This window comes from Aeromonas sp. S18(2024) (genome assembly GCF_041402525.1).
Classification (GTDB): Bacteria; Pseudomonadota; Gammaproteobacteria; order Enterobacterales; family Aeromonadaceae; genus Aeromonas; species Aeromonas enteropelogenes.
This window is the reverse complement of the sequence record NZ_JBGLQV010000016.1, coordinates 1-12,231: the sequence shown is the minus strand read 5'-3', so window position 1 is coordinate 12,231 and position 12,231 is coordinate 1. Positions and strand designations below refer to the sequence as shown.

Below are 12,231 nucleotides of genomic sequence, written 5' to 3'. Positions count from 1 at the left end.
TCTACTTTAAGAGGCGCCGAAAGTGCAAATATGCAGTCAGCAAGATATTAAAAAGCATTGAGAAAAGGGACCATCAGGTCCCTTTTTATCTCAAAAATCACGCGGCGATCTCACTATGCCGCAAATTAGCCGCAAAAGTGTATCTGCTTGAAGCTCGCACCTGCGGGTGTCACGCGGCAATCCCGCTATGACGCAGCAGGGCATCCACTCTGGGCTCGCGGCCACGGAAGGCCTTGAACAGCTCCATGGGCTCTTTTGAACCGCCTTTCTCCAGAATGTGTCTGAGGAAGGACTGGCCGGTGACCGGGTTGAAAATCCCCTCCTCCTCGAAACGGGAGAAAGCATCGGCGGAGAGCACCTCGGCCCACTTGTAACTGTAGTAACCCGCCGCATAACCGCCCGCGAAGATGTGGGAGAAACTGTGCTGGAAGCGGTTGAACGTCGGCGGCGTCATCACGGCAACCTGGCTGCGTACTTCGTCCAGCAGGGCCGGGATCTGATCCGGTTTGGCCGGATCAAACTCCTGATGCAGACGGAAGTCGAACAGGGCGAACTCCAGCTGGCGCAGCATCTGCATTGCCGCCTGGAAGTTGCGGGCCGCCATCATCTTCTCCAGCAGATCGGCAGGCAGTGGTTCGCCGGTCTCGTAGTGGCCGGAGATGAAGGTCAGCGCCTCGGACTCCCAGCACCAGTTCTCGAGGAACTGGCTCGGCAACTCCACCGCATCCCAGGCCACGCCGTTGATGCCGGCCACCCCGGCCACATCGACCCGGGTCAGCATGTGGTGAATACCGTGACCGAACTCGTGGAACAGGGTGACCACTTCGTTGTGGGTGAACAGGGCCGGTTTGCCATCCACCGGGCCGTTGAAGTTGCAGGTCAGGTAAGCCACCGGCTTTTGCAACGAACCATCGCGACGGTAGCGGCGACCCAGGCAGATATCCATCCAGGCACCGCTCTGCTTGTGTTCGCGAGCATAGAGGTCGAGGTAGAAGCTGCCACGCAGCTCGTCATCGGCGTCGAAGATGTCATAGAAGCGCACATCCGGATGCCAGGTATCGATACCGAGGCGCTCGCGCACCTTCATGCCGAATACCCGTTTCACCACCTCGAACAGCCCCTTCACCACCTTGCTGGCAGGGAAGTAGGGGCGCAGTTGCTCATCGGAGATGGAGAACTTGTGCTGCTTGAGCTTCTCGGCGTAGTAGGCGAGATCCCAGGCGGCCAGTTCGCTCTGGCCGTGCTGCTCGGCGGCGAAGGCACGGATCTCCTCCAGCTCCGCCTTGCCTTGTGGCAGGGAGCGCCGGGCCAGATCGGTGAGGAAGTTCACCACCTGTTCTGTCTTGTCCGCCATCTTGGTGGCCAGAGAGAGCTCGGCGTAGTTGGCAAATCCCAGCAGCTGGGCCAGCTCGCGGCGCAGGGCGAGCAGCTCGGTCATGATGGCGGAGTTGTCCCACTTGCCGGCATTCGGACCCTGATCCGAGGCGCGGGTGGTGAAGGCCTCGTACATCTCGGCGCGCAACTCGCGGTTGTCGGCATACATCATCACCGGCAGGTAGGAGGGGATATCCAGAGTGAACAGCCAGCCCTGCTTGCCTTTCAGCTCTGCCATCTGGCGAGCGGCCGCCAGCACACTCTCCGGCAGACCGGCCAGCTCGGCCTCGTCAGCCACCAGCTTGTGCCAGCCCTGGGTCGCATCCAGCACGTTGTTGCTGAAACGGGAGGCCAGCTCGGAGAGGCGGGCCTGGATTTCGCCGTAGCGCTGCTGCGCCTCGGCGGGCAGTCCGATACCGGACAGGCGAAAATCGCGCAGGGTGTTCTGGATCTCCTTGCGCTGGGCATCGTCCAGGCGCGGGAAATCGTCGCTCTCGGCCAGCTCGCGATAGGCCTGATAGAGCCCTTCGTGCTGACCGACATAGGTCTGGAATTCGGAGAGCAGCGGCAGGCAGGCATCGTGAGCCGCGCGCAGCGCTTCGCTGTTGAGTACCGAGTTGAGGTGGCTGACCGGCGACCAGATCCGCGCCAGACGGTCATTGACCTCTTCCAGCGGGGCGATCAGGCTGTCCCAGGTACGGGGCTCCTGTTTGGCCAGCACATCGGCGATCTTCTGTTTGCAGTCGGCAATCGCCTGCGTCACCGCAGGTTGCACCTGTTCGGGCTGGATCTGGCTGAAAGGGGGCAGCGAGTCCATTGTCAGCAAAGGGTTAGTCATCCGGCGATACCTCTAAATTCTCTACAGCCCCTGCCGTCCAGAAGCTTGCTTGGACTACCTAAGATGTAGGCAGAAACCCCATTAATCAAGCCCTTGCCGCCGAGAGCGGGGCCGGTTGCCCACTTTTGGCCAAAACGTGTACACAAAACGACCAGATTGGCCGCCAGAGACAACAATGCCGGCTCCAGGGCCGGCATTGTCTGCACTGAAAGATATTGAGCCATCAGGCCCGGGCATCTTCCTTCAGCCACTGCGCCACCCGTTTGGCGAAGTAGGTGAGGATGCCGTCGGCCCCGGCGCGCTTGAAGCAGAGCAGGGATTCCAAGATGCACTCCTTCTCCTTCAGCCAGCCGTTCTGGATCGCCGCCATGTGCATGGCGTATTCACCGCTCACCTGATAGGCGAAGGTCGGCACGCCGAACTGATCCTTCACCTGGCGAACCACGTCCAGATAGGGCATCCCCGGCTTGACCATCACCATGTCTGCCCCTTCCTGCAGATCCAGCGCCACCTCATGCAGGGCCTCGTTGCCGTTGGCCGGGTCCATCTGGTAGGTGGCCTTGTTGCTCTTGCCAAGGTTGCCGGCGGAACCGACTGCATCGCGGAACGGGCCGTAGTAGTGGGAGGCGTACTTGGCGGAGTAGGCCATGATCTGGGTGTTGATGAAGCCGTTCTCTTCCAGCGCGGCGCGGATGGCACCGATACGGCCATCCATCATGTCGGACGGCGCGACGATATCCACCCCGGCGGCAGCATGGGAGAGCGCCTGCTTGATCAGGATCTCGGTGGTGATGTCGTTCAGCACATAGCCTTCGTCATCAATGATGCCGTCCTGACCGTGGGTGGTGAAGGGATCGAGCGCCACATCGGTGATGACCCCCAACTCCGGGAAGCGGGCCTTGAGGGCACGCACAGTGCGCTGGGCCAGGCCATCCGGGTTGTAGGCCTCTTCCGCCATCAGGCTCTTGCTCTCCAGCGGAGTCACCGGGAACAGGGCGATGGCTGGCACCCCGAGCTCCACCAGCTCGGCCGCTTCCTCCAGCAGCAGATCGATGGAGAGACGCTCCACCCCCGGCATGGAGGGCACGGCCTCACGGCGCTTCTCCCCCTCCAGCACGAACACGGGGTAGATGAGATCGTTGGCGGTCAGTACGTTCTCGCGCACCAGACGACGGCTGAAATCATGTTTGCGCACCCGGCGCAGGCGGCGGCCCGGAAAGGCGCCAGGAAGAGTTGTAGCCATGAATCACTCCAAAAGAGGAAGTTGGAAAAATGCGGCGGAGGTGGCCCGGGTATGGGCCAGCAAGGCCTCGGGCGCTTCACCACGGCAGGCCGCCACCACCTGGGCGATGTGCGGCAAAAAAGCGGGTTCATTGCGTTTCGGTCTGGGTTTCAAATCCCGCGGCACCAGATAGGGGGCGTCAGTCTCTATCATCAGGCGGCCAGCAGGAATGCGGGCCACCTGCTCACGCAGCAGCTGGCCGCGGCGCTCGTCGCAGAGCCAACCGGTCACCCCGATATGCAGCCCCAGCGCCAGGCACTCGTCCAGCTCCTCGTCGGAACCTGTGAAGCAGTGCAGCACGGCCCCGGGCAAGCGGGGCAGCCAGGGACGCAGGATCTCGATGAAACGGGTGTGGGCATCGCGGCAGTGCAGGAACACCGGCATCCCGAGCTCGGCGGCCAGCGCCAGCTGGGCGTCAAATACCGCATCCTGTACCGGACGGGGGGAGAAATCCCGGTTGTAGTCGAGGCCGCACTCGCCGATGGCGACCACCTGTGGCAGGGCCGCCAGCTCGCGCAGGGCGGGCTGTGTCAGTTCATCGACACTTTTGGCATCGTGGGGATGCACCCCGGCGGTAGAGAAGCAGTAACCGGGCCATTGGGCAGCCAGTTCGGCGCTTTCCCGGCTGCCGGCCAGATCAGTGCCGGTCAGGATCAGCGCTTCCACGCCGGCGGCGCGGGCACGGGCCACCAGTTCTGGCTGTTCACCGGCAAACTGGCTGCTGGTGAGGTTGAGACCAATATCGATCATGATGCGAGACGTTCCGGATAAAAAGGCGGCATATCAGGTATTTGAAAACCATCTACTCGATGGGGCATCACCATACGCCTCGAACGGGTGCATGAAAAGAGGAAGGGAGCCTCAGCTCCCCTCCTCGGTCTGTTCCTGCTGTTCTTCATCCTCTTTCTTCACATAGAAACGGGCGAAGAAGAGGCCCAGTTCCCACAGCGCCCACATGGGGATCGCCAGCAGGGTCTGGGAGAACACATCGGGCGGTGTCAGCAGCATGCCGACCACGAACACCCCGACAACGACGTAGGGGCGCTTCTCCTTCAGGCTCTTGGGCGTGGTTACGCCGGTCCAGCACAGCAGTATGGTGGCCACCGGAATTTCGAACGCCACCCCGAACGCGAAGAACAGGGTCAGTACGAAGTCCAGATAGCTGGCAATGTCGGTCGCCACCGTCACCCCGGTAGGGGCGGTACTGGTGAAGAAACCGAACACCAGCGGGAACACCACGTAGTAGGCAAACGCCATCCCCGCATAGAACAACACGGCACTGGAGGCAACCAGCGGCATGATGAGTCGCCGCTCGTGCTGGTACAGACCGGGGGCGATGAAGGCCCAGGCCTGATAGAGCAGATAGGGGATCGCCACGAAGAAGGAGACCACCAGGGTCAGCTTGATCGGCGTGATGAAGGGGGTCGCCACATCCGTCGCTATCATGCTGGTGCCCTCCGGCAACTGGCTGAGCAGCGGCTGGGCGATGAAATCGTAGATGTCGTTGGAGAAGTAGATCAGCGCGACAAACACCAGCAGGATGGCAGCAACGGAACGCAGCAGGCGCGTTCTCAGCTCCACCAGATGGCTGATGAGGGGTTGCTCGGCCTGGGTCATGGCTTCACCTCCTCTTTGTCTTTGCCGGCCTGCTCGCTGGCAACGCTCGCCGGCTGCTGGCTATCGACCGGCGGCACCGCCGCAGCTGCCGCAGGGGCGGGCTCGACGGAAGCAGCCTGGTCAGCCTGGGTCGGCCGGATCTCGTTTTCCACCTGATAGGGCCGGTTTACGGACTGGGCCGCCGACTTGAGCTGTTCGATGGACTCTTGCAACTCTGGGCTCAGGTTGCTCATCTGCAGCTTCTCGGCCTTTTTCAGGTCGTTGTGCAGCTCTTGCAACTTGAGCTCCTGCTCCAGCTCGGACTTGACCGAATTGGCGGTCGAACGAATGAGCCGGATCCAGTGGGTGGCGGTACGGATGGCAACCGGCAGCCGCTCGGGCCCCAGCACCAGCAGCGCCACCACGCCGATGACGATCAGCTCCCAAAAACCGATATCGAACATGGCTTAGGCCTGATCTTTATCTTTCTGCTTGGCGGGCTCGCTGCTCTGGGCAGCCGTTTCGTTCAGCTGTTTCGGGGGAAAATCGGCATCTTTCTGCTCGGGTTTGGCGTCGGCCGGCTCATCGGAGAGCGCCTTCTTGAAGCCCTTGACCGCCGCACCCAGATCGCCACCAATCCCGCGCAGTTTTTTGGTACCGAACAGCAGCACGACGATGACAGCGATGATCAACAATTGCCAAATACTGATACCACCCATGATATTTCTCCAGAGTTAGCGCCATTCGGCGCACTTTTTGTTTAATGGGAGCGGGCGCGCAGCCAGCCGAGCAACCAGCATAACCCGGCGCCGGCGAGACTGATTTGTCCCCACTCAATATGTTGTTTTTGGGTCAGCAAGAATACACCCGCCAATAGCAGGCTGGCTCCCACCCCTAAGAGGTAGCGAGCCTGCCCCTGCCGCCGGCTGTGGCGGCGGAACTCGGCAAACATCTGGTCGAAATGCAGCTGCTGATGGCGAGTCTGGCGCAGGGTCTCGTAGACCAGCTCCGGCAACTCGGGCAGCTTCTCGGCCCAGAAGGGCGCCTTCTCGCGAATCGCATTCAATACCGCCTTCGGCCCCACCTGCTGGTGCATCCAGTTTTCCAGATAGGGTTTGGCGGTCTGCCACAGATCAAGCTGGGGATAGAGCTGGCGCCCCAACCCTTCCACATAGAGCAGAGTCTTCTGCAGCAGCACCAGCTGCGGCTGCACCGTCATGTGGAAACGGCGCGCCGTGTTGAACAGGTTGAGCAGCACGTGACCGAACGAGATCTCGGACAGCGGCTTCTCGAAGATGGGTTCCAGCACGGTACGGATGGCGAATTCAAACTCGTCCACCTTGGTGTCGGCCGGTACCCAGCCGGACTCCACGTGCAGCTCGGCCACCCGGCGATAGTCGCGGTTGAAGAAGGCGAGGAAGTTCTCCGCCAGATAGCGCTTGTCTTCCCGGTTGAGGGTCCCGACGATGCCGCAGTCGATGCCGATCCAGAGCGGGTTCTCCGGGTGATCAAAGGAGACGAAGATGTTGCCCGGGTGCATGTCGGCGTGGAAGAAGCTGTCGCGGAACACCTGGGTGAAGAAGACCTCCACCCCGCGCTCGGCCAGCAGCTTCATGTTGGTGCCGTTGGCCTCCAGCGCCGCGATGTCGGACACCGCGATGCCGTAGATACGCTCCATCACCAATACCTGCTCGCGGCAGTGATCGGTGAACACCTCGGGCACATAGAGCGCTTCGGAGCCGGTGAAGTTGCGGCGCAGCTGGATGGCGTTGGCCGCCTCGCGCATCAGGTTGAGCTCGTCGAGTATGGTCTTGCGATACTCCTCCACCACCTCGATGGGGCGCAGCCGTGCGCTCTGGGGCACAAAGCGGGCCACCAGACGGGCCAGCGCCTGCATCAGGCGCAGGTCGGCCTCGATGACGTGTTCGATGTCGGGGCGGATCACCTTGATGACGATCTCGCGGCCATTCTCCTTTAGCCGTGCGGTATGCACCTGGGCGATGGAGGCGGACGCCAGCGGCGTCTCGTCGAAGTCGTCGAACAGGGTCTCGATGGCGCAGCCCAGGCTGCGCTCGATCTGCTGACGTGCGGCCTGACCGCAGAAGGGGGGCACCCTGTCCTGCAGCAGCGCCAGCTCTTCGGCGATATCCGGTGGCAACAGATCGCGCCGGGTCGAGAGCATCTGGCCAAACTTGATGAAGATGGGGCCGAGCGCCTCGAAGGCGAGCCGGATGCGGGCACCACGGCTGAGATCGGGTTGCTTGTTCTTCAGCCAGAACAGGCTGCGCCGGGCCAGACGACCGGGCCAGGGTTGATAGCGGGCGGGCACCAGTTCGTCGATGCCCTGCTCCAGCAGTATGGTGACGATGCGATAGAGGCGTTTGAACTCCTTCGGGGTCATCAGGTCACCTGCTGTTCGAAACGGGCCAGGCGCAGTTCAATGGCCTTGAGTTGCTGGGCCAGCACTTCGACATCGTCGTTGAAGCTCGCCACTTCCAGCGGACCCGGTGCGAGGCGGATCTCTTCGGTCAGGTATTCTGCCAGCTGACGCTGGGAGCGGCACAGCTCACGGCCCACCAGGCTCCTGGCCTGACGAGCACCCCGCAGCAGAGTGTGAGCCATCACGTCACCGGTATAGCGGGAGAGTTCCTCTTCCCAGTCGATGTCGAGCTCCCCCAGCAGCACGCTGAACGCCTGAACCAGTTGGGGATCGCCGCTCAGATCCAGCTTCTCCTCGCGGATGTAGCGGGTCAGGGCGGACGGATCTTTCAGCAGACCGAGCGCCGTCAGCGACAGGCTGAGGACCGCATCAGCATCCCCTTCGTAGCGGGCCAGCACGTCCAGCCGACGATCGGAGAAGACAAACCAGAGCGGCTTGAGTTCACGCAGCTCCAGCTTGAGCACCTTGCCGGTCAGCTTGCGCAGCCGCTCCGGGCTCTGTTTGTCCAGTTCCAGCAGCCGGTTGAGGCTGGTTTCGATCACCGCGGTGACCATGGCATCCATCGGCATAGGCAACCTTAAAACTTGTAACCGCGGTGCAGGGCAACGACGCCCTGAGTCAGGTTGTAGAACTCGACCTGCTCGAAGCCGGCCTCTTCCATCATGCCGGCCAGAGTCTGCTGGTCCGGGTGCATGCGGATGGACTCCGCCAGATACTTGTAGCTTTCGCTGTCGTTCGCGACGATTTCGCCCATTTTCGGCAGCAATTTGAAGGAGTAGAGATCGTACATCTTGGCGATCACCTCGCTGACCGGCTTGGAGAACTCCAATACCAGCAGGCGTCCACCCGGCTTCAGTACCCGGAACATGGAGGCCAGCGCCTTGTCCTTGTTGGTCACGTTGCGCAGGCCGAAACCTATGGTGATGACGTCGAAGTGATTGTCCGGGAAGGGCAGCGCCTCGGCGTTGGCCTGCACGTAGGAGACGTTGTTTGCCACTCCCAGGTTGCGCAGCTTGTCGCGCCCCACCTTGAGCATGGAATCGTTGATATCCGCCAGCACCACCTGGCCAGTCTCGCCGACGATGCGGGAGAACTTGGCGGTCAAATCGCCGGTGCCCCCGGCCAGATCCAGCACCTTCTGGCCCTTGCGAACCCCGGAGCAGTCGATGGTGAAGCGCTTCCACAGGCGGTGGATGCCGAACGACATCAGATCGTTCATCAGATCATACTTGGCCGCCACCGAATGGAAGACGCCTGCCACCAGAGTTTCTTTCTCGGTTGCAGCCACGGTTTTAAAGCCAAAATGCGTTGTCGTTGCTTGTTCTGACATCCTCTAAACACCCATAGAGCAAAGAATGGTCGCCAGTTTACCAGAGCCAATGGCGTGCGGACACCTTAAACCCGGCTCGCCACCAACTGCATGCCCAGCACAACCATGGCCAGACAGAGGCTCAGGTTGAGCACTATGTTAAGCAGCGCCTTGAGATAGGCGCCATGCTGAGCCAGCACCACGGTATCGAGTGCGAAGGAGGAGAAGGTCGTCAGTGCTCCCAGGATCCCGACCATCAATAGCGGTTTCATCGGGTGCTCGACGACATGACTATGGCTGATGAGGGCATAGGCCACCCCCATGATGAAGGAGCCGATCACGTTGACCAGCAGGGTGCCGTAGGGAAAATGGCGCCCCAGCAACAGGGCCATCAATTCGGCAATCCCAAAACGAAGGGAGGCACCGATGGCCCCCCCCGCAGCAACATATAACCAGGTTTGCATGGCGTTACTCCTTCAGGCTCAGGCCGACATTATGCGCAATGCCGGCCATTGTGCCCAGAGGGGGAACTAATCGCCCAACCGGTTGATTGAAAACTTATCGCCGAAAATCAATCTGTTCCGGCTGACCGAGCAGGATTTCCGTCTGCGCTGGCCGGGTTTGGGCGATGACCTTGCCGTGGCGAATGGAGTAACGCACCGGCACCTGGCGACGCACCGCCTCGAAGCCATTTTCTGCGGGCAGAATCAGCAGGTTGGCTGGCTTGCCTACCTCAATGCCGTAGCGATCCTGCACATTCAGGGTACGGGCGCTGTGGCTGCCAATCAGCTTCAGCCCCTCGTTGATCTGCTCATAACCCATGATCTGGCAGACATGCAGCCCCATGTGCAGCACCTGCAACATGTTGGCCGTGCCCATGGGGTACCAGGGATCGAACACATCATCGTGGCCGAAGCAGACATTGATGTTCGCCTCCAGCATCTCCTTCACCCGGGTGATGCCACGGCGCTTGGGATAGGTATCAAACCGCCCCTGTAGGTGGATGTTCACCAAGGGGTTGGCGACAAAGTTGATACCCGCCATCTTGAGCAGCCGGAACAGGCGGGAAGCATAGGCGCCATTGTAGGAGTGCATCGCCGTGGTATGGCTGGCGGTCACTCGATGGCCGATACCGTGCTCGTAGGCCAGGGTCGCCAGGGTTTCGATGAAGCGGGACTGTTCATCGTCGATCTCGTCACAGTGCACATCCACCAGAACCTGATACTTTTCGGCCAGATCGAAGATGTAATGCAGACTTTCGACCCCATATTCTCGGGTAAACTCGAAATGGGGAATGGCACCGATCACGTCGGCTCCGAGCTTGAGCGCCTCCTCCAGCAAGGCCTTGCCATTGGGGTAGGAGAGGATCCCCTCCTGGGGGAAGGCCACGATCTGCAGCTCGACCCACTCCTTCATCTCTTCCTTCACCTCCAACATCGCCTTCAGGGCGACCAGGTTGGGATCGGAGACATCGACGTGAGTACGGACAAACTGGATGCCATTGGCGATCTGCCACTTCAGCGTCTGGGTCGCGCGTTGTTTGACATCCTCATGGGTCAGCAGCGCTTTGCGCTCGGCCCAGCGCTCGATCCCCTCGAACAGGGTGCCGGAGAGGTTCCAGCTCGGCTCACCGGCGGTCTGGGTGGTATCGAGGTGAATGTGAGGCTCGATGAAAGGGGCTATCACCAGACCACCCTCCCCGTCCAGCACATGGCCTGCCACAGTATGTTCATCATGGGGTTCGATAGCGGTGATGACGCCATCCTGGCAACGGATCTGCCAAAAACCTTCCCGGTCGACGAGGCGAATATGTTGAATCAGCATTTGTTTGCTTCCTGTACCAGAATCGGTCGCGGCGTGAGCCGAACCAGAATGAAATAGGTGAAGGCGGCACCCAGCACCGCGTTGAGGGGCACTATGCCCGGCAGCCACTTGCCGACGGCTACTCCGACGGCGGTGGCAACCAACGCCTGCCAGCGAATGGCTTCGAATTGCTGGTCGGCAAATTGACGATAACGTTCACGGTTGAGCAGGAAATCCATGATGATGATGCCACCGATGGGCGGAATCGCCGTACTCAGAAAAGCCAGCCAACCGACAAAATTGTTGTACAGCCAGAGCGCACAGGCAGTACCGACCAGGCCATTGATCACGCTGAGCGGCTTGCTCTTGAGACCCGTGATGTTGGCAAAACCGAGGCCGGAAGCATAGAGGGCATTGTCGTTGGTGGTCCAGATATTGAGACCAAGCACCAGGATGGCGGGGATCAGCAGCCCCTGCATCAGCATCACTTCAGAGATATCGGCTTGACCGGTCACAGCCGCGCCGGCAGCCCCAAAGACGAACATCAATGTGTTGCCCAAAAAAAACGCCACCATGGTAATCATGACGGCGCCCCAGGGTTTGCGACCAAAGCGGACAAAATCAGCGGTCAGGGTTCCTGCACTGATAAAGGAACCGACCACCATGGTCAGCGCCGTGGTGAACTCGATGGGATTGGATGGCTGAACTTGCTGCAGGGCTTCCATACCACCGGCGGAAGTGACAGCCAGCCAGACGGAGTAACCACCGAGCAACGCGATGGCCGGTACGGCGACAAAGCTCAGCACCATCAAGGCAGAAATACCGAAGTAGACGGTGACCGTCATCAAGATGCCCGAGATGGCGATCAACCAGTTCACGTCGATCCCCGTGGCCTTCTGTACCGGTAGGGCAAACATCGCCACCCCGACACCAAACCAACCAACCTGGGTACCGCCCAACAGCAGCGAAGGCAGCCAAGAGCCTTTGACGCCGAAGGAGTAACGCGCCAACAGATGAGTAGAAAGGCCGGTCGAGGCACCGATATAGCCCAGACAGGCGGTATAGACCCCCAGCAGCAAATTGCCCAGCAGCACGGCCTTGATGAAGTCGTCAAACACCAGACCGGTACCCAGCGCCCCACCGGTCCACATGCTGGCAGAGAAGAAGGTCAGACCCAGCATCACCAGCATCAGCGACAGCACACCCTTGCGCCCCTTGGCAGGAACGGCTCCCAAACAATATTCATTATCCTGCGCCATGCTTTCTCTCCACGTAATAGGCAAAACGCGGCGGATTCTACATGTAAAACGTTTCCCGTCAATCAACAACGGATAATTATCGGGATAAAACCATCAATAACAGCCAAATAAACAGCAGAAATGAGGATGCCCGAGATCAGGCAGGAGTTGAAGGGTAACGAGATCACTGAGAAATACAGAACGAAAAAAAGCCTCCCTTTTCAGGGAGGCTTTCTATTTAATGGTGCTGATACCCAGAATCGAACTGGGGACCTCATCCTTACCAAGGATGCGCTCTACCGACTGAGCCATATCAGCACACTAACCGGTAAAGACCACGCTCACCGCGTA

12 protein-coding genes and 1 tRNA gene are annotated in these 12,231 nt (G+C 60.4%); all 13 read right to left on the bottom strand.

Annotated features, from left to right (window positions below; genetic code table 11):
• Positions 1–169: 169 nt before the first annotated feature.
• A complete protein-coding gene (gene prlC / locus ACB034_RS19670) occupies positions 170–2,212 on the bottom strand; it encodes an oligopeptidase A (RefSeq protein ID WP_371173542.1) in 2,043 nt (680 codons plus the stop codon).
• Between the two features lie 223 nt (positions 2,213–2,435).
• Positions 2,436–3,455, bottom strand: a complete 1,020-nt coding sequence (gene hemB / locus ACB034_RS19665) for a porphobilinogen synthase (protein WP_026456311.1) — start codon at positions 3,453–3,455, stop codon at positions 2,436–2,438.
• A gap of 3 nt (positions 3,456–3,458) precedes the next feature.
• A complete protein-coding gene (locus tag ACB034_RS19660) occupies positions 3,459–4,244 on the bottom strand; it encodes a TatD family hydrolase (protein ID WP_371173541.1) in 786 nt (261 codons plus the stop codon).
• A 111-nt stretch (positions 4,245–4,355) separates the two neighbouring features.
• Positions 4,356–5,111, bottom strand: a complete 756-nt coding sequence (gene tatC / locus ACB034_RS19655) for a twin-arginine translocase subunit TatC (RefSeq protein ID WP_042026836.1) — start codon at positions 5,109–5,111, stop codon at positions 4,356–4,358.
• Complete coding sequence (tatB, locus tag ACB034_RS19650; protein ID WP_371173540.1) at positions 5,108–5,554, bottom strand: Sec-independent protein translocase protein TatB; 447 nt, start codon at positions 5,552–5,554, stop codon at positions 5,108–5,110. Before tatB ends, tatC begins: the two co-directional genes overlap by 4 nt.
• A 3-nt stretch (positions 5,555–5,557) precedes the next feature.
• Positions 5,558–5,809: a Sec-independent protein translocase subunit TatA gene (gene tatA, locus ACB034_RS19645; protein ID WP_026456307.1), complete on the bottom strand. Its 252-nt coding sequence runs from the start codon at positions 5,807–5,809 to the stop codon at positions 5,558–5,560.
• A gap of 41 nt (positions 5,810–5,850) precedes the next feature.
• The gene (ubiB, locus tag ACB034_RS19640) at positions 5,851–7,491 is read right to left on the bottom strand and encodes a ubiquinone biosynthesis regulatory protein kinase UbiB (protein ID WP_042071376.1); all 1,641 of its coding nucleotides are present in this window, start codon (positions 7,489–7,491) and stop codon (positions 5,851–5,853) included.
• Positions 7,491–8,099 (bottom strand): SCP2 domain-containing protein, encoded by a 609-nt coding sequence (locus ACB034_RS19635; protein ID WP_371173539.1) that lies wholly within the window; start codon positions 8,097–8,099, stop codon positions 7,491–7,493. The genes ubiB and ACB034_RS19635 overlap by 1 nt, the downstream gene beginning before the upstream one ends.
• An 8-nt stretch (positions 8,100–8,107) precedes the next feature.
• Positions 8,108–8,860 carry a bifunctional demethylmenaquinone methyltransferase/2-methoxy-6-polyprenyl-1,4-benzoquinol methylase UbiE gene (gene ubiE, locus ACB034_RS19630; RefSeq protein WP_042026843.1) on the bottom strand — a complete coding sequence of 251 codons (753 nt, stop codon included), beginning with the start codon at positions 8,858–8,860 and terminating at the stop codon, positions 8,108–8,110.
• A gap of 65 nt (positions 8,861–8,925) precedes the next feature.
• Positions 8,926–9,303, bottom strand: coding sequence for a fluoride efflux transporter CrcB (crcB, locus tag ACB034_RS19625; protein ID WP_026456303.1), 378 nt, complete (start codon positions 9,301–9,303; stop codon positions 8,926–8,928).
• Between the two features lie 94 nt (positions 9,304–9,397).
• Positions 9,398–10,663, bottom strand: coding sequence for a cytosine deaminase (locus ACB034_RS19620; RefSeq protein WP_371173538.1), 1,266 nt, complete (start codon positions 10,661–10,663; stop codon positions 9,398–9,400).
• On the bottom strand, positions 10,657–11,901 hold the full coding sequence (gene codB / locus ACB034_RS19615; RefSeq protein ID WP_371173537.1) for a cytosine permease: 1,245 nt from the start codon (positions 11,899–11,901) through the stop codon (positions 10,657–10,659). Before codB ends, ACB034_RS19620 begins: the two co-directional genes overlap by 7 nt.
• A 221-nt stretch (positions 11,902–12,122) precedes the next feature.
• Positions 12,123–12,198: transfer RNA gene (locus tag ACB034_RS19610), tRNA-Thr, on the bottom strand.
• Positions 12,199–12,231: the final 33 nt, after the last annotated feature.